The 22092-nt window shown below is 68.7% G+C and carries 19 protein-coding genes and 1 pseudogene; 6 read left to right on the top strand and 14 right to left on the bottom strand.

Annotated features, from left to right (window positions below; translation table 11 throughout):
* The first annotated feature begins 227 nt into the window (after nucleotides 1-227).
* The 3 genes from DTA15_RS34095 (at nucleotide 228) to dctA (ending at nucleotide 2861) form a co-directional block, all read left to right on the top strand.
* A complete protein-coding gene (locus tag DTA15_RS34095; RefSeq protein ID WP_006481878.1) occupies nucleotides 228-419 on the top strand; it encodes a hypothetical protein in 192 nt (63 codons plus the stop codon).
* A 155-nt stretch (nucleotides 420-574) separates the two neighbouring features.
* Nucleotides 575-1498, top strand: a complete 924-nt coding sequence (locus tag DTA15_RS34100) for a LysR family transcriptional regulator (RefSeq protein ID WP_006481880.1) — start codon at nucleotides 575-577, stop codon at nucleotides 1496-1498.
* 34 nt (nucleotides 1499-1532) lie between these two features.
* Nucleotides 1533-2861, top strand: coding sequence for a C4-dicarboxylate transporter DctA (gene dctA / locus DTA15_RS34105; RefSeq protein ID WP_006481885.1), 1329 nt, complete (start codon nucleotides 1533-1535; stop codon nucleotides 2859-2861).
* 24 nt (nucleotides 2862-2885) lie between these two features.
* Here dctA and DTA15_RS34110 read toward each other — a convergent pair whose 3' ends face one another.
* On the bottom strand, nucleotides 2886-3668 hold the full coding sequence (locus tag DTA15_RS34110; protein ID WP_006481888.1) for a substrate-binding domain-containing protein: 783 nt from the start codon (nucleotides 3666-3668) through the stop codon (nucleotides 2886-2888).
* A gap of 58 nt (nucleotides 3669-3726) precedes the next feature.
* Nucleotides 3727-5022 (bottom strand): MFS transporter, encoded by a 1296-nt coding sequence (locus DTA15_RS34115; RefSeq protein WP_006481900.1) that lies wholly within the window; start codon nucleotides 5020-5022, stop codon nucleotides 3727-3729.
* Nucleotides 5023-5348: 326 nt separating this feature from the next.
* Between DTA15_RS34115 and DTA15_RS34120 the strand changes: the two genes are divergently transcribed.
* On the top strand, nucleotides 5349-6869 hold the full coding sequence (locus DTA15_RS34120) for a GGDEF domain-containing protein (protein WP_006481887.1): 1521 nt from the start codon (nucleotides 5349-5351) through the stop codon (nucleotides 6867-6869).
* 105 nt (nucleotides 6870-6974) lie between these two features.
* On the opposite strand, the gene DTA15_RS34125 is transcribed toward DTA15_RS34120, so the two are convergent.
* From DTA15_RS34125 to DTA15_RS38785, 12 genes and pseudogenes are all read right to left on the bottom strand, one after another.
* On the bottom strand, nucleotides 6975-8162 hold the full coding sequence (locus tag DTA15_RS34125) for a M20 aminoacylase family protein (protein ID WP_006481894.1): 1188 nt from the start codon (nucleotides 8160-8162) through the stop codon (nucleotides 6975-6977).
* A 69-nt stretch (nucleotides 8163-8231) separates the two neighbouring features.
* Nucleotides 8232-9701 carry an aldehyde dehydrogenase family protein gene (locus DTA15_RS34130; RefSeq protein ID WP_006481882.1) on the bottom strand — a complete coding sequence of 490 codons (1470 nt, stop codon included), beginning with the start codon at nucleotides 9699-9701 and terminating at the stop codon, nucleotides 8232-8234.
* 93 nt (nucleotides 9702-9794) lie between these two features.
* A complete protein-coding gene (locus DTA15_RS34135) occupies nucleotides 9795-11120 on the bottom strand; it encodes an NAD(P)/FAD-dependent oxidoreductase (RefSeq protein WP_006481879.1) in 1326 nt (441 codons plus the stop codon).
* A gap of 2 nt (nucleotides 11121-11122) precedes the next feature.
* Entirely contained in the window at nucleotides 11123-11857 is a 735-nt protein-coding gene (locus DTA15_RS34140) for a cupin domain-containing protein (protein ID WP_012493729.1), read from the bottom strand.
* A gap of 119 nt (nucleotides 11858-11976) precedes the next feature.
* Complete coding sequence (locus DTA15_RS34145; protein ID WP_006481886.1) at nucleotides 11977-12408, bottom strand: helix-turn-helix domain-containing protein; 432 nt, start codon at nucleotides 12406-12408, stop codon at nucleotides 11977-11979.
* Nucleotides 12409-12431: 23 nt separating this feature from the next.
* Nucleotides 12432-13709 (bottom strand): NAD(P)/FAD-dependent oxidoreductase, encoded by a 1278-nt coding sequence (locus DTA15_RS34150; RefSeq protein ID WP_012493728.1) that lies wholly within the window; start codon nucleotides 13707-13709, stop codon nucleotides 12432-12434.
* A 196-nt stretch (nucleotides 13710-13905) separates the two neighbouring features.
* Nucleotides 13906-15096, bottom strand: a pseudogene (locus DTA15_RS34155) (ABC transporter ATP-binding protein); the annotation flags it as partial.
* Nucleotides 15097-15150: 54 nt separating this feature from the next.
* Nucleotides 15151-16110, bottom strand: a complete 960-nt coding sequence (locus tag DTA15_RS34160) for an ABC transporter permease (RefSeq protein WP_012493727.1) — start codon at nucleotides 16108-16110, stop codon at nucleotides 15151-15153.
* Between the two features lie 30 nt (nucleotides 16111-16140).
* Entirely contained in the window at nucleotides 16141-17094 is a 954-nt protein-coding gene (locus DTA15_RS34165) for an ABC transporter permease (RefSeq protein ID WP_006482806.1), read from the bottom strand.
* A 79-nt stretch (nucleotides 17095-17173) separates the two neighbouring features.
* Entirely contained in the window at nucleotides 17174-18757 is a 1584-nt protein-coding gene (locus tag DTA15_RS34170; RefSeq protein ID WP_006482802.1) for an ABC transporter substrate-binding protein, read from the bottom strand.
* 431 nt (nucleotides 18758-19188) lie between these two features.
* A complete protein-coding gene (locus tag DTA15_RS34175) occupies nucleotides 19189-19857 on the bottom strand; it encodes a haloacid dehalogenase type II (protein WP_006482808.1) in 669 nt (222 codons plus the stop codon).
* A gap of 248 nt (nucleotides 19858-20105) precedes the next feature.
* Nucleotides 20106-20249 carry a hypothetical protein gene (locus DTA15_RS38785; protein ID WP_154317704.1) on the bottom strand — a complete coding sequence of 48 codons (144 nt, stop codon included), beginning with the start codon at nucleotides 20247-20249 and terminating at the stop codon, nucleotides 20106-20108.
* Nucleotides 20250-20271: 22 nt separating this feature from the next.
* Here DTA15_RS38785 and DTA15_RS34185 point away from each other — a divergent pair, with 22 nt between their 5' ends.
* Both DTA15_RS34185 and DTA15_RS34190 read left to right on the top strand, forming a co-directional pair.
* Nucleotides 20272-21132: a GNAT family N-acetyltransferase gene (locus DTA15_RS34185; RefSeq protein ID WP_006482807.1), complete on the top strand. Its 861-nt coding sequence runs from the start codon at nucleotides 20272-20274 to the stop codon at nucleotides 21130-21132.
* 12 nt (nucleotides 21133-21144) lie between these two features.
* On the top strand, nucleotides 21145-22071 hold the full coding sequence (locus DTA15_RS34190) for a 2-hydroxyacid dehydrogenase (RefSeq protein ID WP_006493470.1): 927 nt from the start codon (nucleotides 21145-21147) through the stop codon (nucleotides 22069-22071).
* Nucleotides 22072-22092: the final 21 nt, after the last annotated feature.

A 22092-nucleotide genomic window follows, 5' to 3' on the forward strand; every position in this document is an offset into this window, starting at 1 on the left:
CATGTCGCGCGTAATGGAGCGAAGCCGGCGGCCGCGGGCGAGATGGACGATGTGACGCTATTTGGCGCTGTGTCGGCCGGGGCTCGCGCTCGCTGCCGGCCGCGTCGGGCATCGGCAAGCGCGCCGGGCATCAACGGAAAATGATTCTGCCGTGCAACACCGGCGTGGCCCGCGCCTTGCTCGCCTGAACGGTGCGCAACATTCCAGGTTGCGATCAGGAGAGCGAGATGACACGTGAACAGCAACAGACAGGCAAGCAAACCGGCGACGCGAAGCCCGCGGAGAAGCCCGACGACGGGCAGCGAACCTTCGAAACCGATATTTCCGAAACCGGCGACGACGGCACCACGGTGCGCCAGGCGGAGGTTCACGAGGACGACCTGTCCGAGACGAAACCTCCGTCCGATCCGGCTCGCTGAGCGTCCGGAAGCGGCGCGGCCAGCGGGATCACCGCCGGCCGCGCGGCACACCGCGCCGCGCCATCGCTGCCGCGCGAACGACGCAATCCGCCGGCTACCGGCGGAATCATGCAAAATGCTCCGCATCTGAAATCCGAGTGGCGGAGCGTGACCCCGTGGGCATCAATTTCGATTTGACGGACTTGCAGGCGTTTCGCGCGGTCGTGGAAACGGGCAGTTTCCGAAAGGCCGCCGATGCGATCAGCCTGTCCCAGCCCGCATTGAGCCGCCGGATCGACAAGCTCGAGGACGCGCTCGGCGTGCGGCTCTTCGAGCGCACCACGCGCCGCGTGACCCTCACCACCGTCGGCCGCGTGTTCGCCCAGAGCGCCGAACAACTGCTCGACGATCTCGACGCCGCGCTGCTCGGCATCCGCGACGTGTCATCGAGCCGCCTCGGCCATGTGACGATCGCCTGCGTGCCGTCGGTCGCCTACTACTTCCTGCCGCCCATCATCGCCCGCTATCATCAGCGTTTTCCGCGCATCCGCGTGAAACTGCTCGACGCCAGCGCGAACGAGGTGCTCGGCGCGGTGATCAGCGGCGAGGCGGATTTCGGCGTGAGCTTCATCGGCAGCCAGGAGGCGGAGATCGAGTTCAAGGTGTTGCTCCAGGAACGGTTCGTCGCCGCCTGCCGCCGCGACCATCCGCTCGCGCGCAAGAAGCGCGTGACCTGGAACGAACTCTACGCGCACGATTACGTATCGGTGGACAAGACGTCCGGTAACCGCCTGCTGCTCGACCAGGCGCTGGCGGCCGTCGCGCCGCGCACGCCGAGCGTCTGCGAAACGCGCCACGTCACGACCCTGCTCGGGCTGATCGAGGCGGGGCTCGGCGTCGCCGCGGTGCCGTCGATGGCGATGCCGGGGCACGACCACCCTGTCATCACGAGCGTGCCGCTCGTCGAACCGGTCGTCAAACGGCGCGTGGGCATCGTCAAGCGGCGCGGGCGCGCGCTGACGCCCGCCGCCGAGGCATTTCACCGGATGGTCGTCGACGCGAAGCGCGGCAGCACCGCCGACAGCGGTACATCGGCATGACGGCGCCGGAACGGAAACGAAGGACGACCGCATCGTGAGGCGGGCCCGGCTGCTCAAATCGCTGTACGTGCAGGTCCTGCTCGCGATGATGCTCGGCATGGGCATCGGCCACGTGTGGCCGGCGGCGGGCGCGATGCTCAAGCCGCTCAGCGACGCGTTCGTCGCGCTGGTGAAGATGACCATCGCGCCGATCGTCTTCTGCACGATCGTGTCGGGCATCACGTCGCTGTCGAACGGGCAGGCCATCGGCCGCACGATCGTGCGGGCGCTCGCGCTCTTCTATCTATTGACCGCCGCCGCGCTCGCGCTCGGGCTCGTCACCGCGTACGTGCTGCAACCGGGCGCCGGCATGCACATCGATGTCCATCACCTCGATGCGAGCCTCCTCGCCCCGTATGTGAAGCATGCGGCGCCGCCCGGGCTCGTGGCGTTCGCGCTCGGCGTGATCCCGGACACGATGCTCGGCGCGTTCGCGAACGGCGAAGTGTTGCCGGTGTTGCTGCTGTCGCTGTTGTTCGGCTTCTCGCTGAACGCGCACCCGCGGGCCGGCCGGCCCGTTCTCGCGCTGATCGACGGCTTCGCCGAGGTCGTCTTTCGCGTGCTCGCGATGATCATGCGGCTCGCGCCGCTCGGCGCATTCGGTGCGATGGCCTTCACGGTGGGCCGCTTCGGCATCGGCTCGGTCGGCTCGCTGGCGAAGCTGATGATGGCCTTCTACGTGGCCTGCGTGCTGTTCGTCGCGGGCGTGCTCGCACCGCTCGCGCGACTGCACGGCTTCGCGCTGTGGCGGCTGCTGCGCTACCTGCGCGAAGAGTTGCTCATCGTCCTCGCGACCTCGTCCACGGAGCCGGTCCTGCCGCGCCTGATCGTCAAGCTGGAAGCGCTCGGCTGCGACAAGGGCGTCGTCGGCCTCGTGCTGCCGGCCGGCTATTCGTTCAATCTGGACGGTACCGCGATCTACCTGACGCTCGCGGCGTTGTTCATCGCGCAGGCGTGCGACGTTCCCCTTTCCGCGTCGCAGATCGCGACGATGCTCGCGATCATGCTGCTCACGTCGAAGGGGGCGGCCGGCGTGTCCGGCAGCGGGCTCGTCGCGCTGGTCGCGACGCTCGCCGTGATGCCCGACCTGCCGGTCGCCGGCGTGGCGCTGCTGGTCGGGATCGACCGCTTCATGTCGGAGGCGCGCGCGCTGACCAGCGTGATCAGCAATGCGTGCGCGGTGATTTTCGTGTCGTCGTGGGAAGGGGCGTGCGATCGTGCGCGGCTTGTGCGGACGCTCGCGATGGCCGGGCCGGCCTCGCCGAACGGAGTCGATGAAGACGGTATCGCGGCCCATGCGGGCGGGGACGGGAAGGCACGCTGACCCAAGCCTTCCCGTCTCTCCGGCTCAATGAGCCGAAACCGAATCGAGCCCGGTCGATTTCACGTCGCCCTGCACGTCGGGCGATGCGAGATAGTCGAGCAACGCCTTCGCTTCCTGCGGATGCTGCGCGCCGACCGGAATGCCGGCGGCGAAGCGCGTGACGGATTGCAGCGATTCGGGAATCTTGCCGACGAAGGTCGCCCCCTTGACGGGCAGCAGCTCGCTGACCTGCTGGAAGCCGATTTCGTAGTCGCCGTTCGCGACCACCGACGCCACCGGAATCCGCGGGATCATCTTCGCCTTCGACTTCACCTGCTCGTCGATGCCGAGCTTCTTGAACAGTTCGCGCTCGATATACACGCCGCTCGCGCTGTCCGAATAGGCGATCGACTTCGCGTGCAGCAGCACCTGCTTGAGGCCTTCGGCCGTGCTGATGTCGGGCTTGGCCGCGCCGTCGCGCACGACCATGCCGATGCGCGAGTCGGCCAGATCGACGCGGGACCCCGGGATCACCTTGCCCTGCTTGATCAGATCGTCCAGCGCGTAGCCGACCATGATGACGGCGTCGGCGGGCTCGCCGCGCGCGAGCCGGTTCGGAATCGCTTCGGGCGACTTGCCCATCGACGGGCCGAGCGCGGTGTCGAGCGTATTGCCGGTCGTCGACGCGAACCGGGGGCCGAGCACCTTGTAGGCGGCGGTGAAGCCGCCCGAGCTCATCACGTGCAGCTCGGCGGCCTGGACGTTGGCCGCCACCGCCGCGGTGGCGACGAGCGCGGTCGCGCAGCATTTCAGGAGCAGATTTCTCATGGTTGGTCGTGGTCGTACGAATGCGTGGGTGGGATGAACGTTCCGGCCGGGCCCGACATCAATGCGCCGGCGTCAACGTTGCGGCGTGCCGGCGATAGAGCGCGAACGTTGCCAGCAGCGCGCACACCGCGGCGAAGCTCATCCAGTAGCCCGGTGCGGCCTTGTCGCCGGTCATGTGAATGAGCCCGGTCGAGATGGCCGGCGTGAAGCCCCCGAACACGGCCGTCGCGAGGCTGTAGGCGAGCGAAAAGCCCGCGACCCGCACCTGCACCGGCATCACCTCCGTGAGCGCGACGACCATCGCACCGTTATAGATGCCGTACATGAACGAGAGCCAGAGCAGCACGAGCAGCATGTGGGCGAACGACGGCGCGTGCGCAAGGAACGACAGCGCCGGGTAGGCGGTCGCGACGGTGAGCATCGTCATGCCGACCAGCAGCGGCCGGCGGCCGATCCGGTCGGACAGCGCGCCGCCGATCGGCAGCCACACGAAGTTCGACACGCCGACGCAAAGCGTCACGAGCAGGCTGTCGGCGGTGCTCAGGTGCAGCACCGTCTTGCCGAAGGTCGGCGCGTAGACGGTGATCAGATAGAAGCTCGTGGTGGTCATCGCGACCAGCATCATGCCGGCGACCACGACGCCCCAGTTCTGGACCAGCGTACCGAACACTTCCTTCATGCCCGGACGATGCTTGCGTGCCTTGAATTCCTGGGTTTCCTCCAGGTTGCGGCGCAGCATGAAGATGAACGGCACGATCATGCAGCCGACGAAGAACGGCACGCGCCATCCCCAGGCGGCGATCTGCGATGCGCTCAGCCACTGATTGAGCGCGAAACCGAGGGCCGCCGCGATGACGATCGCCACCTGCTGGCTCGCCGATTGCCAGCTCGTGAAGAAGCCCTTGCGGCCAGGCGTCGCCAGCTCGGCCAGATAGACCGAGACGCCGCCCAGTTCGGCGCCTGCGGAGAAGCCCTGCAGCAGCCGGCCGATCAGCACGAGCACGGGCGCCAGCAGCCCGATCGTCGCGTAGCCCGGCACGAACGCGATCAGGATGGTGCCGCTCGCCATGATGGACAGCGTGACGATCAGGCCCTTGCGGCGGCCGACCTCGTCGATGTACGCGCCGAGCACGATCGCACCCAGCGGCCGCATCAGGAAGCCGGCGCCGAACACGGCGAAGGTCATCATCAACGACGCGAACTCGCTTTGCGCGGGGAAGAAGACGTTGGCGATCTGCGTGGCGTAGAAGCCGAACAGGAAGAAGTCGAACTGCTCGAGAAAGTTGCCGGCCGTGACGCGAAAGATCGCGGCGGCCTTCGAGCGTTCGGCCGGAAGGCTGGACGAGGGATGCATCGAGGGTGTCTCCTGAAAATCCTGGAATACGCGGGAGGGACTGGTCTGATTGTCGTTTTCCGGCATGTTGGCGCGGTATCGCTCAAACGATAAGTGCGATTTTTGGAACGATTGATGCAGTGTCGTTATCAATAGGCAAACGCTGCGCAGGTCCGGATGGCGATCGGGCATCTCGCTGCGAGGCCGCATACGTTTGCGTCGCCGTGCGATGCCGCCATCGTCGGCGGGCCACCACGCGTGGCCTCGATTTTTTGTTAACCGTGCCGTTAACGAGAATTTGACCCGCGCCGGCGCCATTGCAGCCGGCGTCCCAAACGAGCGCGAGCATGCCCGCATTCACTTCGATCGAGAAAATCGCCGACTGGGCCGGACGCAACCCGCTCGTCGTCGGTGCGTTGGGCACGCTGATGTCGCTCGCGGCGCTCGGGATCAGCGCGGTGACGCTGTGGGCCGCGCGCAGCGAGGTCGTCGAGCACGCGCACGAGACGTCGCGCAACGTCGCGGCCGTGCTGGCGAGCCAGATCTCGAGGACGGTCGAGACGTCGAACAACGCGCTGATCGCGCTGACCGTCGATCTCGGCAAGCCGTCCGTACAGCGCATGGATGCCGGATTGCGGCACGACCTGCTGTTCGAGCGCACCGCGGCGCAGTACGTGACCGGCATGGGCGTGACCGACCGGCACGGCCGGTTGATCGACGGCTGCTGCAGCGCGACCCATCGCTGGGACTTCAGCGATCGCGATTACTTCAAGGTCCATCGCGATGCGGACAATCTCGGTCTCTACGTCTCCCAGCCCTATCGCGCGCGCTCGCGCGGCGACAAGGAGTCCATCGCGCTGTCGCGGCGCATCGAGCGGCCGGATCACGGGTTCGACGGGATCGCGGTCGTCGCCATCGATCTCGCCTATTTCGAGCAGCTCCTGTCCCGACTCGATGTCGGGCCGAACGGGGTCAGCGCGATCGTGCGCGCGGACGGCACGATCCTCGCGAGAAACCCGTCGTTGAACGACGGCCAGATGAGCCGCCTGCGTCGTTCGACATCCTTCAAGCGGATGGTGAACAGCGAATCGGGCTTCTATCCCGCGCGATCGAGCATCGACGGCACCATGCGGTTGTACACCTACCAGCGGATACCGGGCACCCCGCTGATCGCAGTCGTCGCGCCGGCCGAAAGCGACGTGCTGGCCGGCATCCGGCGCCTGTCGTGGACGGTCGGCGTGTCGGCATCCGTGATCGGCGCATCGTTCTGCGCGGTGGTCTGGCTGCTGGCCTTCGCATTGCGGGACAACTTCCGCAAGCAGACGCTGCTGACCGACCTCACCCGCACCGATCCGCTGACCGGGCTGCACAATCGCCGCGCGCTCGATACCGCGCTGGCCGACGAATGGGAACGGCTGCAGCGCGGCAGCGGCGGCAGCCTCTCGGTGCTGTTCATCGACGCCGATCACTTCAAGCAGTACAACGACCGGCACGGGCACGCGCTGGGCGACACGGCGCTGCGCTTTCTCGCCGAATGCATCCGCGCGCATACGCGGCGGCGCGGCGACCTCGCCGCGCGCTACGGCGGCGAGGAGTTCGTCGCGGTGTTGCCGGATACCGATGAAAACGGGGCCGCGCGGGTCGCCGACGCGATTCGCCGCGAAGTCGAACGCAACCGGCTCGACGGGTTTGCGGAAACGGTTCCGCCCTTCACCGTCAGCATCGGCTGCGCGACCAGCCGGCGCGCACGGCATGCGTCGGTGCATGCGCTGACGCACGACGCGGACATGGCGCTCTACCGAGCGAAGCGCGAAGGAAGGAATCGTGTGTGTCGCGCGCAGGCGGAGCCGGTCGCGCAGCCGGCGTGAAGCGGGGAAAAGGCATCGGCGCGTAGCGTTCGCCCGGCGGTGCGCCGCGACCTGCCGACGCCCGACAGACCAGCCGTCAACCGGTCCGCCCCCCGCCCCGACGCATCACGACGAGCGCATGAAGTAATGCTGCGCCAGCTCGACCCAGTACCGGACCCCGGCCGGAATGATGTCGTCGTTGAAGTCGTATTTCGGATGATGCAGCGACGGTGCCGTCGCGCCGTCCTGCGCATTGCCGATCAGCACGTACGCGCCCGGCCGCTCCTCCAGCATGAAGCCGAAGTCTTCGGACGTCATGTTCGGCGGCACGTCGCGGGACAGGCGTTCGTCGCCGAACGTCGCGCGAATCACCGCTTCGCACAGCGCCGTCTCGGCCGGCGTATTGACCGTCGCCGGATAGTACTGAAAAAACTCGACGTCGACCTGCGCACCATACGCATGCGCCAACCCCTCGCACGCAAGCCGGACGTCGCGCTGCAACTGCTGCTGCAATGCCGACGACAACGTGCGAATCGTGCCGCGCAGCTCGGCGGTGTCGGGAATCACGTTGTCGGTCGTGCCCGCATGGAACATGCAGACGGAAATGACCGCCGGATCCACCGGGTCCTTGTGCCGCGCGGCGATGGTCTGGCACTGCAGCACCATCGAGCACGCGAGCGGCACGGGATCGATGCCCAGATGCGGCTGCGCCGCGTGCGCGCCCTTGCCCGTGACCGTGATCCTGAAGCGCGAGCCGGCAGCCATGATCGGGCCGGTACGCAATCCGAAATGCCCGGCCGGCAACCCGGGCCAGTTGTGCATGCCGAATACCGCTTCCGTCGGGTATCGCTCGAACAGCCCGTCGTCGATCATCCGGCGCGCGCCCGCGCCGCCCTCTTCGCCCGGCTGAAACACGAAATGGACGGTGCCGGGCAACTGCGGCATTGCCTTCAGCACGCGCGCGGCGCCGAGCAACATCACGGTATGGCCGTCATGGCCGCACGCGTGCATGATTCCGTGCGTGCAAGATGCATGCGCGAAGTCGTTGGCTTCGTGGATCGGCAATGCGTCCAGATCGGCGCGCAGCACGATGCCGCGGCCCGGATCCGCGCCGGGCAGGCTCGCCACCACGCCCGTGCCGCCCAGCCCGCGCGACACCGCATAGCCGAGCGCCTCCAGCTCGCGGGCGACGACGTCGGCCGTCCGGTGTTCTTCGAATCGCAACTCGGGATGCGCATGCAGGTCGCGGCGCAGCTTTGCCCAGTGCGCGTGATGCGCGTGCAGCGACGGGACGGGAGTGACGGGGTTGTCCAATTTAGGCACCTTCGGAAAGTAGCGGGCTTGCAGCCGTCATGCCGGCGCGTGTCGCGCGCGGCGGCTGGGTCAGTCGTAACAGCCGACGATCGACTTGATCTCCATGTATTCCTCCATCCCTTCGATCCCGTACTCGCGGCCGTTGCCCGACTGCTTGTACCCGCCGAACGGCGCCTGCGGATCCCAGGCCGGGTAGTTCAGATGCACCTGCCCCGCCCGGATGCGGGCGGCCACCGCGCGGACGTGTTCCTTGTCGGTGCCTTGCACGTGCGCGCCCAGCCCGTAGACCGTGTCGTTCGCGATGGCGACCGCTTCGTCGACGGTGTCGTAAGGCAGGATCGCGAGCACCGGGCCGAAGATCTCCTGCTGCGCGATCGCCATGTCGGTGCGCACGTCGGAGAAAATCGTCGGCCGCGCATAAAAGCCGCGGTCGAGCCCCGCGGGTCGGCCGGGGCCGCCGGCGATCAGTTTCGCGCGTTCGTCGATGCCCACGTCGATCATCTGTGCAACGCGGCCGAACTGCGCGCGATTGGCCAGCGGCCCGTGCGTGGTTGCGTCGTCGAACGGATCGCCGACGACGAGTCCCTGCATCGCCGCAACGGCCAGCGCCTCCACCGCGCCGAGCACGGCGCGCGGCACGATCATGCGGGTCGGCGCGCTGCACGACTGCCCCATGTTGCGGAACGCGGCGGCCACGCCGGGCGGGATCGCGCGCGACAGGTCCGCATCCGGCAACACGATATTCGGCGACTTGCCGCCCAGCTCCTGCGCGACGCGCTTGACGGTGGTGGCGGCCGCCTGCGCCACCAGCACGCCGGCCCGCGTCGATCCGGTGATCGACACCATGTCGACCTCCGGGTGCGACGCAAGCGCGGCCCCCACGGTTTCGCCGCTGCCGCTCACGAGATTGAAGACGCCGGCGGGCACGCCCGCATCGGCAATCACTTCCGCGAACAGCAGCGCGCTGAGCGGCGACAGCTCGCTCGGCTTGAGCACGACCGTGCAGCCGGCTGCGAGCGCCGGCCCGACCTTCGCGGTGATCTGGTAGATCGGCCAGTTCCACGGCGTGATCAGCGCGCACACGCCGATCGGCTCGCGGGCGACCGCGGTCGTCCCGCGCCGCTCGACGAACGGGTAGCGCGCGAGGTTGTCGCGTGCGACCCGGATATGTTCGGCCGCGAGCGGCACGTGCGCGGCGCGCGCATAGCCGAGCGGCGCACCCATCTCCAGCGCGAGTGCCGTGGCGAACAACTCGGCGCGTTCCAGCATCAACGCATGGATGCGATCGAGCAGCGCGGCGCGTTCCTGCGGTGAAGTCGCGGACCAGCGTTCGAACGCGTGGCGCGCGGCCTGCACCGCGCGATCGGCGTCATGTGCGTTCCCGAGCGGGATCTCGCACAGCGTGTCTTCCGTGGACGGGCTGACGATCGCGAACCGGTCACGGCCGTCGGGCATGACCCAGTCGCCGTCGATGAAGAACCGATCCAGCCTTCCGGCTTGCATCAGGCGATGAACCGGTGAATTGACGGGGGAATGCATGGCAGGAATATCCTTGAGTCGATACCGTGCGTCGACGCACGGCGAAGGCCGTGATGAGCCGAAGCAGCGGCCGGAACGCGTCGCGGCCGCCCGCTAGAAATCCGCCACCTTGCCCCACGCGGATTCGGCGAACCGGCTGGGCCGATACGGCGCCGGATCGACGAGCGGTTGCGCACCGGTCGCGAGATCCGCGATCAGGTGCCCGGCGCCCGGGCCGATCCCGAAGCCGTGACCCGAAAAGCCCGCCGCGAGGATCAGCCCCGGCACGCCCGGCACTTCACCGATGCCCGGCACGCCGTCCGGCGTGCTGTCGACGAAGCCGGCCCACGCGTGCGTGATCTTCGCTTCGCGCAGCTCGGGCAACAGTTCGGCCGCGCGGCGGTAGGTTTCGGCGACCGTCGGCATGTCGGGCTTCGGATCCAGGATGCGCACCGCCTCCATCGGCGTCGGCGCGTCGAGGCGCCAGCGCTTCAGCGTTTCGTGGCCGCCGCGCACGCCTTCGAGACCGCCCGGCAGCAGGTTGCGCCAGCGTTTCGCGAACATCGGCACGAATTGCGGCGCGAAGCGCAGGAACTGCGGCGTCAGGTCCACGCGCGCGCGGCCGCTGATCGCCAATGCATAGCGTCCGTCGCTGCGTCGCGTCACGGACACGCCGGACGTGTACATCGCCTCCGGCAGCGGTGTTTCGACGGGCGACACGCTCAGGATCGACTGACGGATCGACGCCTGCGGAAACCGGATGCCGAGCTGCCGGCAGAACGACGACGCCCATGCGCCGCCGGCCATCACGACCGTGCGCGTCTTGATGACGCCGGCCTCGGTGACGACGCCGGCGACCCGGCCGCCCTCCAGCTCGATGCCGCGCGCCGCGCAGTGCTGGTGGACGCTGCCGCCCAGCTTGATCAGCGCGGCGGCCACGGCCGGCGCGGCCTTTCCTGGATCGGCCGTGCCGTCGGTCGGCGAGAACACGCCGCCCTTCCACTGCCGCCCGGTCACCCGTCCGCGCTCGGCGGCCTGCTTGCTGTCGAGCATATACGTGGTCACGCCCGCGGTCTTCGCGAATTCGCCCCAGCTGGCCCAGCGGGACAGCTCGGCGTCGTCATTGCTCAGATACAGCAACCCGCAGCGATGAAAGCCCGTGTCTTCGCCGGATTCGGCGGCGAATCGTTCCCACAGATCGATGCTCTTGCTGGCCATCGGCAACTCGCGCGCGTCGCGGTTCTGCTGCCGGCACCAGCCCCAGTTGCGGCTCGACTGTTCGGCGCCGATGCGGCCCTTCTCGACGAGCGCGACCGATACGCCGCGGCGGGCCAGATAGTAGGCGGTGAAGACGCCGATGATGCCGCCGCCGATCACGACGACGTCGGCCGCGGCCGGCGGCGTGGACAAGGTTTCGATATGACGCAACGGAGGGGACATGTTCAGTCTCGCTCGACGGGGGCGTTGACGGTCTGCATCACGTAGAACTTCGCGACGCGTTCGCTGCTTTCCCAGCCGATCGACGCGCCGCGCGGCACGAACAGCGCATCGCCGGCGCCGAGCGCCAGCACGCTGCCGTCGGGCGCGGCGAACCGCACGCCGCCGTCCAGCAGGAACATGAACTCGTTGGCGCGATGCGGCCGGACGATCCGGTGATACGGCGTCGAATCCCACGTGCCCGCGCAGTACCCGGCTGCGTCGTCGGTGAACACGTTGTCGCTGCGGCATTGCGGCGCGGGGCCGAGCAGCACCTCGGCCGGCAGCGTCGCGGACGGCTTGAAGTCCGCGTCGGCGTACAGCGCGAAGAGACCTTGCTTCGTCGGTGTCTCGCACGCCGCCGCGCAGAACGTCAGCCGCACGGGCGCTTGCGCGGCGATGCGCAGCGCGGTGCCGCAGCCGATGACGGCACCCTGTCGCGGACCGAGCACCAGCGGCGCGGCGCCGGCCGCTTCGAGCGTCAACTCGCCTTCGACGACGACGAGGGTTTCGACGTGCGGAAAGCTCGCCACGTCCAGCGCGCCCACGAAGGCGATGCGCCCGGCGGCCATCGCGTCGGGGCCTTCCCACGCAATCTCGCGATGCGCCGCGAACGGATCGCTCGCGCCGAATCCCTGCTGGCGGAAGGCGGTGGAAGACGGTGCGCCGTCGGCCCGGTGCAACACGAAAACTGCGGTCATTTCTGCTCCTGTGCAATGCGTGGCGACCTGGTTCGAAGCCGTCACGCGATATCGGAAATCGTCGCTCGCCGGCGCTCCTGCCGGAACGCCTCGGCGGCGCATGTCGTCCATGCGTGCGCCTATGCCGCGTGACACGACGCTTCGCGGCGTTCGCCGCGCACGCGCGTCGATGGCGCTCGCACCGGCGCGCCGGCCGTTCGGGCGACCACGTAGTCGCGCGGCGTGATCCCGAGCACGCGCCGGAAATGCCGGCACAGGTGGCTCTGATCGAAGAAGCCGACGTCGGTCGCGACGATCGACGGCGCGAGACCCGCGCGCAGCAGGTCCTGCGCCCGCCGCACCCGCACGAGACACAGATACCGGTGCGGCGACAGACCGGTTTCGCTGCGAAAGCGCGCGGTGAAACGCGACACGCTCAACCCGGCCACCGCCGCGAGCGTGTCGAGGTTCAGCGGCTGCGCGAACGACGCGTCGATCGTGCGCAGCACGTCGCCGATCGCCGGCGACACGGGCCGCGCGACACGCGGCGAGCCAACGAATTGCACTGTCATGTCGAATTCTCCCGGCGCTCGCTTCAATGCAGGAAATCCTGCATCCGGTAATACGCGCCGACGAGCGGCAGGAACCACGCGTGCCCGAAATGGCCGGGTATCGCCGGCCAGTCGAGTGCGCGCCACGGGTTCGACGCGGCCGCGCCATACAGCACGTCGGCCATCACGCGGCCCATGTGCACCGACATCTGCACGCCGTGCCCGCTGTAGCCCATCGAGTAATAGAGCCCGTCGTGCTGGCCCGCGCGCGGCAACCGGTCGGCGGTGATGTCGACCAGCCCGCCCCAGCAATAGTCGAGCCGCACGCCGGCCAGCTCGGGGAAATAGCCGGCCATGCCGGCGCGCAGGATGTCGCCGCTCTTCGCGTCGGAGCGCGGGCTCGACATCGCGAAACGCGCGCGGCCGCCGAACAGCAGCCGGTTGTCGGGCGTCACGCGAAAATAGTTGCCGATCTGGCGCGACGTCACGTACGCACGGCGCTGCGGAAACAGCCGGTTCAACTGCGCGTCGGGCAGCGGCTCGGTCACGACGATGAAGCTGCCGACCGGCGCGATGCGTCGCCGGAACCATGCGAACGGCCCGTGCTGCGACGCGCCGGTCGCGACCAGCACGCGATCGGCGACGATCGTGCCGCGCGTGCAGGTGATCCGGTGGCGCTCGCCGTCCAGCCGGTCGAGCCGTGTGACGGCCGCTTGCTCGTACACGCGTGCGCCGGCCCGCACGGCCGCTTGCGCGAGCCCGACGCCGAACTTGCCCATGTGCATCTGCGCGCCGTTGCGCTGCAGGAGCCCGCCGTAAAAGCCGTCGGACGCGATTTCATCGCGGATCCGCGACGGCTCGATCAGCTCGATGTCCGGATCGACGTCGCGCCGCAACGCATTGAAGGTCTTTTCGAGCCCCGCGAAATGCTGCGGTTTCGCGGCGAGCTTCAGCTTGCCCGTTCGCCGGAAATCGCAGTCGATCGCCTGTTCGGTCACGATCGTCTCGACGCTCTTCACCGCGCTTTCGTACGCGAGATAAAACTGCTTTGCCTGCGCGGCGCCGATGCGCGCGGCCAGCGACGCGTAGTCCTGCGCGACGCCCGTATTGCACTGGCCGCCGTTGCGGCCGGACGCTTCGCCCGCGACCTGCGCGGCTTCGAGCACGACCACCGAGACGCCGCGCTGCGCGAGCGCGAGCGCCGCCGACAAGCCGGTGAAACCGCCACCGATGACGACCACGTCGGCCCGCCCTTCGACGGGCCCGACGCTGCCCGCGCGAAACGCGGGACGGGTATCCAGCCAGTACGATTCCAGTTTCATCGGATTCTTCTCGAGCATTCCCGCAACGACGATCGGCGACCGTTCAATGCGAATCATTTAATCACCGTCAAAAACCGCAGTTGCCGCGTATTCGCGCGCGGCACGCGTACAAATCGCCGTTTTGCGCGACCGCCGCAGCAGACTATGCGGCGGGCCGTTCACCGCGCCGCGCGACGCACGGTTCGCGCGCCACGGACTACAGCTGCACCGGCGTGACACCCGCGGGCGCCGGCTCCGCCTGGAAGCGCGCGAGATCCTCCTCGCTGCGATGGCACAGCACCTGCGCGCCGTTCCCGAGCGTGCGCAGCGACGGGGCCGTGCGGTTGCACACGCCGTCCACGCGCATCGCGCAGCGCGACAGGAACGGACACAGCTCGGCCTCGTGCTCGCGCTCGCCGATCGGCACCAGCGGACGATGGCAGCGCTCGGCCGCATCGTCGAGCCAGCCCGCGCGCAATTCCGGCGCGGACGACACCAGCAGATGCGAATACGGGTGATAAGGCGGCGCGCACAGCGCGTCGCGACTGCCCGTCTCCACGCGCCGGCCCGCATACAGCACGACGATGTCGTCGCTGATCGCGCGCACCTTCGCGATGTCGTGCGTGATGAACACGTACGACACGCCGAGCTTCGCCTGCAGGTCGCGCAGCAGTTCGATGATCGCGGCGCCGACCACGGTGTCGAGCGCCGACGTGACCTCGTCGCACAGGATCAGGTCGGGTTCGGCGGCGAGCGCCCGCGCGAGATTCACGCGCTGCTTCTGCCCGCCGGACAATTCGCCGGTACGCCGCGCGGCCACCGCCGGCGGCAGCCGCACGAGTTCGAGCAGTTCCGCGACGCGCTGCCGCGCACGCGCGCCCTTGATCCCGTGATAGAACGCGAGCGGTCGCGCGAGCGTGCGCTCGACGGTATGCACCGGATTGAGCGCGGTATCGGCGTTCTGGAACACGATCTGCACGCGGCGATGCTGCTCCTTCGTCCGTTTGCCGATATCGCGCGCGAGCGGCACGCCGTCGAGCAGGATCTCGCCGCCGGTCGCCGGCACGAGGCCCGCGATCACCTTCGCGAGCGTCGTCTTGCCGGAACCGGATTCGCCGATCACGCCGACGGTCTGCCCGCGCCCGATGCGCAGGTCGACTTCATGCAGGATCACCTTCGCGGGCCAGCCGTTCGCCGCGCGGCCGCCGTAACCGGCGATCGCGCCGCGCACGTCGAGCAGCGGCGCCGGCGCGGCCGGTCGTCGCACTTCCCCGCCACGTTCGGCATCGTTCGGCGTGACCGCCGCGATCAGGCTCTGCGTGTACGGATGCGTCGGCGCATGCAGGATCTTTTCGGTCGCCCCCGCCTCGCGGATCACGCCGTCGCTCAGCACGACGATCCGGTCGGCCGCCGACCACGCGCAGCCCGCGCACCTCGACGAGCGGGTTCGATTCGTGTCGCATCAGTGTCCTCCGGCGGCGCCGGCCGCGCCCTTGCGGCGGCCGCGATGCGGCAGACCGTCGATCAACAGGTTGACGCCCACCGTCAGGATCGCGATCGCGACCGCGGGCATGATCGCGACGGCCGAGCCGTCGCCGAGGCTCGCGATGTTCTCGCGCACGAGGGAGCCGAGGTCCGCATACGGCGGCTGCACGCCGAGGCCGAGAAAGCTGAGGCCGCTCAGCAGCAGCACGACGAACGTGAAGCGCAGCCCGGTATCCGCCAGCATCGGGTGGATCATGTTCGGCAGCATCTCGACGCACGCGATGTACAGCGCGCTCTCGCCGCGCGCCTTTGCCACCTGCACGAATTCGAGCGTGCTGATGTTGACGGCCAGCGCGCGCGCGATCCGGTACGAGCCCGGCATGTAGCTGACCGCGGCGGTGAGCACCAGCAGCGGCAGCGACGAACCGAACGCGGCGACGAACATCAGCGCGAACATCTTCGACGGAATCGACGTGAGCGCGTCGAGCAGCCGGCTCATCGTCTCGTCGACCGCGCGGCCCGACACGGTCGCGAGCAGCCCGAGCGTCGTGCCGGTCAGCGCGGCGAGCAGCACCGCGGCCAGCGCGAGCAGCACGGTCAGCCGCGTGCCGTACAGGATGCGGCTCAGCATGTCGCGGCCGAGGAAGTCGGAACCGAACGGCAGCTTCGCACCGAACGGCGCGAATACATCCGGCGTGACGATCGCGCCGACGTCGTGCGGCGCGAGCAGCGGCGCGAACACCGCGATGAACAGCATCAGGCCGACCATCGACAGGCCGACGCGGCCGCCGGTCGTCAGTCTGATGCGTGCGCCGCGGCGCTTGCGGGGCTGGTCGGGGGACGGCGCGGCGGGCGGCGTCGCGCCTCCCCACGGCGCGCGCGGTTCGCCTGACGGCGGCAGCGCGCTGCTGCGATGAACGGGTTCGGTCGGGTGCATGGGCGGCATCTCGGAAGAAAAACGGGACACTCAGGTCCGCAGTCGCGGGTTCGACACGATCGAGCACAGATCGGCGAACAGCACGAGCATCAGGTACGCGACGCAGAAAATCAGCGTGCATGCCTGGACCAACGGGAAATCGCGGTTGCCGACGGCATCGACCATCAGGCTCGCGAGGCCCGGATAGTTGAAGATCGTCTCGACGACGATCACGCCGCCGAGCAGATACGACAGGCTCAGCGCGATCGCGTTGGCGATCGGACCGATCGCGTTCGGCAGCGCGTGGCGCAGCACGACGCGCGCGGGGCTCGCGCCCTTGAGCATCGCCATCTCGACGTACGACGCGCTCAGCTGCTCGATCACCGCGGCGCGCGTCATCCGCGCCATCTGCGCGATCACGACCGCGCACAGCGTCAGCACCGGCATCGCATACGCCCGCAGGAAATCGTGCAGGCTGTCGATCGGGCCGCTGTACGACAGCGCGGACAACCAGCGCAGCTTCACCGCGAACACGAGCACGGCGACCGTCGCGATCAGGAACTCCGGCGTCGCGACGAGCGACAGCGTGCCGAGGCTGATCACGCGGTCGACCACCGACTCGCGTTTGACCGCGGCGAGGATGCCGAGCAGCAGCGCGATCGGCACCGACACGGCGGTCGTGATCGCCGCGAGCGCGAGCGACTTCGGCAGGCGCCCGCCGATCAGCTCCGACACCGGCATGTCGCCGGACAGCGAACGGCCGAAATCGCCGTGCAGCAGCCCGCCGAGCCAGTGCACGTAACGCACGTGCGCCGGCATGTCGAGCCCGAACTGCTGACGCAGCGCGGCGACCGTCTCCGGCGTCGCCGACTGACCGAGCGCGGCCTGCGCGGCGTCGCCCGGCAGCAGGTTCGTGATCGTGAAGATGATCGCGGACACGATCAGCAGCGTCAGCGCGGTGACCGCGATGCGTCGACCGATCAGCCCAAGCAGGATTCGATTCATGAAACGGCACTCCGGGAAAGATCCCGCGCGACCGGGGCGGTGGCCCGCTGCGGCCGCGCGGCGGCGTCACGTATCGACGTCAGGCGTTCCACCACACATACTCGGCGAACATGAAGCCCATCATCCCGCCGGTCGGGATCGACCCGAGGCCCGCGAGCCGCTTGTCGTAGCCGTCGAGGAAGCTGATGAACGCCGGAATGCCGACCCGGCCCTGCTGCGCGACGAGCGTCTGCATCTCGCCGTACATCTGCTTGCGCTTCGCATCGTCGGTCTCCGAGCGCGCGGCGAGCAGCAGCTGATCGAACTTCGCGTTCTTCCAGCCCGACTCGTTCCACGCGGCGTCCGACTTGAAGAACTGCGTGAACAGCACGTCGGCGCTCGAGCGCGGGTTGATGTTGCCGAAGCCGAGCGGATGCTTCATCCAGTGGTTCGACCAGTAGCCGTCGGGCGACACGCGGTTGACCTGCAGGTTCAGCCCGATCTTCTGGCCGGCCTGCTGCAGCAGCACGGCCATTTCGATCGACCCGTTCGCATCGGACGTCGCATAGATCGGCGGCAGCGCCGTGCCGAGCGCGCCGGCCTTCTGGAACAGGAATTTCGCCTTGTCCGGATCGTGCGGCCGCTGCGGCAGCGACGCGTTGAAGTAGCGATGCCCCGGCGGGATCGGCTGGTCGTTGCCGATCACCGCATAGCCGCGAAATACCGCCGAGCGGATCTGTTCGCGATCGAACAGGTACTTCATCCCCTCGACGAAATCGGGATTCGCGGTGATCGGGCTTTCGCTGCGCATGATCAGGTCGGTATAGAGCCCCGACTTGGTTTCCTTCAGCGCATAGCCGGGCGTCGACGCGACCCGTTGCGTCGAGCGCGGGTCGATCGCGTTGATCAGGTGCACGTCGCCCGACAGCAGCGCGTTCAGGCGCGCGGCGCTGTCGCTGATGCCGATCAGTTCGATCTCGTCGAGATACGGCATGCCCGGCTTGAAGTAGCTGTCGTTGCGCACGCCGACGGTCGACACGCCCGGCTTGAACGACTTGAGCTTGTACGGACCGCAGCCGATGCCGGTCGCGAAATCGGTCGTGCCGTCCTTGACGATCACGAGTTGCGGCGTCGCGAGGATGACCGGCAGATCGGCGTTCGCGCTGGCGAGCGTGAGCGTGACCTCGTCCGGGCCGCTCGCCTTCGCGTCCGCGAACTGGTCGGCGAGCGGCTTGACCTTCGACGCGGTGGCCGCGTTCTTGTGGCGCATCAGCGAGAACACCACGTCGGCCGGGCCAACGGGTTTGCCGTCGTGGAACGTGACGCCCTTGCGCAGCTTGATGATCCAGGTCTTCGCATCGGTCGTGTGCAGCGACTCGGCGAGATTCATCTGCGGCGTGAGGCTCCCGTCGAGCTGCGTGAGGCCGCTGTAGAACATGAAGAAGCGGATGTAGTCCGCGCCCGTCGAGCCCTTGGCCGGGTCGAGCGTATCGGCGGTCGAGCTGGATTCGTTCGCGACCCGGATCTTGCCGCCGCGCTTCGGCGCGGGCGCGGCGAATGCCGACTGCGCGCTCGTCAGCAATCCGCCGCCGCCGACGGCCATCATGCCGCTCGCCGCCATGACCCGCATCATGTCGCGGCGCGTGAAGCCGCCCTTGCCACCATTGTCGATATCGTCGCTCATCCGAACTGCTCCTGACTGTGTAAAGTGGGTCATAGGGTCCAGCGTGGTTGTTCGATCCCGCCGCGCCCGCTTGCTGGTGGCGGGCGCGACGCCGTGCACATGCAATTCATTTAAGCATCGCCAAAATGCCGGTTGTCCCGATTCGGGCCGCCCTCACGATACGAATCGACCGTTTTGGGTGGCCTGCGCAGCATGATTTGCTGCGTGCGCCGGGGACCATCGGCGGGTGCCGGCCGCATGCCGGCGCGCACGTGAAAGTTCAGAGGATTGTTCGCCGGCATCCACGCGTTGATCCCGCAGGCGCGACGCGAATGCGTGCAGGCTCGCGCGACGTGGCGACACCGGCCGCCTGCCGCATTGCGCGTGTTTCTCCCGGGATCGCGACGGGCGGCACCACGCGTGCGCGGCACCGCACCGGGGAAACGCGTCGCTTACAGCCCGAGCTGCGTCGCGAGCTGGCCGATGTCCGACACTTCGTAATAGTTGTAGAACGGCGTGCCCGGCTCGTGGCCGCGATTCACGAAGGCCTTGTGCCTGATTCCCAGATCCTCGGCCGTCATCAGGTCGTAGCGCAGGCTCGACGACACGTGCAGCACGTCCTCGGGCTTGCAGCCGAGCTTGTCGAACATGTATTCGAAGCCCTGCATCCGCGGCTTGTACGATTGCGCCTGCTGCGCGGTGAACACCGCGTGGAACGGTGCGCCGAGCTTGTCGACGTTGCTCATGATCTGCTCGTCCATCGCGTTCGACAGGATCACGAGCTTGTACTTCGTCGCCAGCCGTGACAGCCCGGCGGGCACGTCCGGATGCGGGCCCCAGCTCGGCACCGCACGATAGAACAGCTCGGCCTCGGCTTCGTCGAACGTCACGCCGACCCGCGCGCAGGTGCGGCGGATCGCGTTGACGACGACGTCGCGATACGGCTTCCACGCACCGAGCACCTCGTCGAGCCGATAGGCGGCGAACGCGCGCACGAATGCCTCCATCGCGGCCGGCGACAACCGGTCCGCATAGATTTCGCGCGCCGTCTCGGCCATCCGGAAATGGGTCAGCGTGCCGTAACAGTCGAAGGTGATGTACTTCGGTTCAAACTGGATCATGATGACGTCCTGTCGGTGTGAAGCCCCGGCGGGCCGGGGACGGGCTGGGTTGTACGAAATTGAATCAGGGCAAAAAGCCCCGCGCGCGTCGTTTGGCGCCGTCCGAAACGCAGAATCGTCGCGTGTTGCGCGGCGCGGGCAGCACGATATGCGGCGCGTCCGGCGGCGCCGGCCGCTGCGGCCCGCCGCAACGGCCGCGACATCGCGCTTTCGTCGTAGCGGCACGCTCGCGGCAGGAACGATCGAGTTCATGTGACGCGTCGGCACGACGGGCGGATGCGTTCGTGCCGGCCGAGCGGATCGGCGTCGATCCCGAGCGCCGGGCCGCCGCCGGAAAACAGGCGAATCGTCCTATCCGTGCCGCCGCCGCGCTGGCAGAGTGAACAGGTCATTTCCACCCATCCGGAGTCCGGCGTGTCCGACCTCAATCCTTCCCGCACGCTCATCTATCGCCCGTTCACCGAAGCCGACCTGCCCGCCGCCCATCGACTGTCCGAAGCAGTCAAGTGGCCGCACCGGCTCGACGACTGGCGCTTCGTATTCCAGCTCGGCAGCGGCTTCGTCGCCGAGGACGAAACCGGCATCGTCGGCACCGCGCTCGGCTGGCGCTTCGGCGAATCGCACGCGTCGCTCGGCATGGTCATCGTGTCGCCCGAGCGCCAGGGCTGCGGCATCGGCCGCGAACTGCTCACCCGCGTGGTCGACAGCTTCGGCACGCGGACCGTGTTTCTGCATGCGACGCCGGCCGGCGAGCCGCTGTACGCGAAGTTCGGCTTCGACGTCATCGATACGATCGATCAGCACCAGGGCGCCGCGTTCCAGCCGCCGCTGATCTCGCTGCCGCCCGGCGAGCGCCTGCGCCCGCTCGGCACCAACGACGGCCCGCGGCTCGCCGCGCTCGCGTCGCGCGCGGCCGGCTACGAACGCGGTGCGGTGATCGATGCGCTGCTCGACGTCGCGAACGGGATCGCGCTCGACCGCGACGGCGAGCTGCTCGGTTTCGCGCTGTTCCGCCGGTTCGGCCGCGGCCACGTGATCGGCCCGGTGATCGCGCCGGATGCGCTGCGCGCGCAAGCGCTGATCAGCCATTGGCTCGCGCTGCACGAGGGCATGTTCGTGCGGCTCGACGTGCCGGGCGACAGCGGGCTGTCGGACTGGCTGCAGGGGCTCGGGTTGCCGCGCGTCGATACGGTCGTCGCGATGGCGCGCGGCACGACGCCGCCACGCGACCCGGCGCTGCGCGCGTTCGCGATCGTGAACCAGGCGCTCGGCTGAGCGGGGCGCACGATGAGTTTTCTCTACAAGGCCGATCCGGTGCGCGGCGCGCAGTGGGCGGCGCGCTTCGCGCAACGCGCGCCCGACCTGCCGTTCCGGATCTGGCCGGACCTCGGCGACGCCGACGCCGTCCGCTATCTCGCCGCATGGCAGCCGCCGGACGATCCGGTCGCGCTGTTGCCGAACCTCGAAGTCGTGTTCTCGGTCGGCGCCGGCATCGATCAGTTCGACCTGTCGCGCGTGCCGCCGCACATCCCCGTCGTGCGGATGATCGAGCCGGGTATCGTCGAAGGAATGGTCGAATACGTGACGCAGGCCGTGCTGACGATCCATCGCGACCTGTTCGACTACGCGGCGCAGCAGCGCGATCAGGTGTGGCGCGAGCGCCCCGTGCGCGCGGCCGCGTCGCGACGCATCGGCGTGCTCGGGCTCGGCACGCTCGGCCAGGCCGTGCTCGGCACGCTGCGGCGCTTCGGTTTCCCGTGCGCGGGCTGGAGCCGCACGCCGCGCACGCTCGACGGTGTCGACTGTCATGCAGGCGATGCCGCGCTCGACGCGTTCCTCGCCCGCACCGACATCCTGATCTGCCTGCTGCCGCTCACCGACGGCACGCGCGGCCTGCTCGGCGCGCGCGTGTTCGACGCGCTGCCGGCCGGCGCGTCGCTGGTGCAGGTCGGGCGCGGCCCGCAGCTCGATGCGCCCGCGCTGCTCGCGGCGCTCGCGAGCGGCCGGCTCGACAGCGCGATCCTGGACGTGACGGACCCCGAACCGTTGCCGGCCGGCCATCCGTTCTGGACGCATCCGCGCATTCGCATCACGCCGCACATCGCCAGCGCGACGCGGCCCGACACCGCGGTCGACGCGGTGCTCGCGAATCTCGCGCGCCATCGCGCGGGACAACCGATGATCGGCGTCGTCGATCGCGCACGCGGCTACTGACGTGCGGGCCCGGCCTGCGGG

The organism is Burkholderia cenocepacia (assembly GCF_900446215.1).
Taxonomy (GTDB): Bacteria; Pseudomonadota; Gammaproteobacteria; order Burkholderiales; family Burkholderiaceae; genus Burkholderia; species Burkholderia cenocepacia.

Coding starts and splice junctions, on each gene's coding strand:
- DTA15_RS34095 (WP_006481878.1), top strand. CDS start 228: ATGACACGTGAACAGCAACAGACAGGCAAGCAAACCGGCGACGCGAAG.
- DTA15_RS34110 (WP_006481888.1), bottom strand. CDS start 3,668: ATGAGAAATCTGCTCCTGAAATGCTGCGCGACCGCGCTCGTCGCCACC.
- DTA15_RS34115 (WP_006481900.1), bottom strand. CDS start 5,022: ATGCATCCCTCGTCCAGCCTTCCGGCCGAACGCTCGAAGGCCGCCGCG.
- DTA15_RS34120 (WP_006481887.1), top strand. CDS start 5,349: ATGCCCGCATTCACTTCGATCGAGAAAATCGCCGACTGGGCCGGACGC.
- DTA15_RS34130 (WP_006481882.1), bottom strand. CDS start 9,701: ATGCATTCCCCCGTCAATTCACCGGTTCATCGCCTGATGCAAGCCGGA.
- DTA15_RS34135 (WP_006481879.1), bottom strand. CDS start 11,120: ATGTCCCCTCCGTTGCGTCATATCGAAACCTTGTCCACGCCGCCGGCC.
- DTA15_RS34140 (WP_012493729.1), bottom strand. CDS start 11,857: ATGACCGCAGTTTTCGTGTTGCACCGGGCCGACGGCGCACCGTCTTCC.
- DTA15_RS34145 (WP_006481886.1), bottom strand. CDS start 12,408: ATGACAGTGCAATTCGTTGGCTCGCCGCGTGTCGCGCGGCCCGTGTCG.
- DTA15_RS34150 (WP_012493728.1), bottom strand. CDS start 13,709: ATGAAACTGGAATCGTACTGGCTGGATACCCGTCCCGCGTTTCGCGCG.
- DTA15_RS34160 (WP_012493727.1), bottom strand. CDS start 16,110: ATGCACCCGACCGAACCCGTTCATCGCAGCAGCGCGCTGCCGCCGTCA.
- DTA15_RS34165 (WP_006482806.1), bottom strand. CDS start 17,094: ATGAATCGAATCCTGCTTGGGCTGATCGGTCGACGCATCGCGGTCACC.
- DTA15_RS34170 (WP_006482802.1), bottom strand. CDS start 18,757: ATGAGCGACGATATCGACAATGGTGGCAAGGGCGGCTTCACGCGCCGC.
- DTA15_RS34175 (WP_006482808.1), bottom strand. CDS start 19,857: ATGATCCAGTTTGAACCGAAGTACATCACCTTCGACTGTTACGGCACG.
- DTA15_RS38785 (WP_154317704.1), bottom strand. CDS start 20,249: ATGACCTGTTCACTCTGCCAGCGCGGCGGCGGCACGGATAGGACGATT.
- DTA15_RS34190 (WP_006493470.1), top strand. CDS start 21,145: ATGAGTTTTCTCTACAAGGCCGATCCGGTGCGCGGCGCGCAGTGGGCG.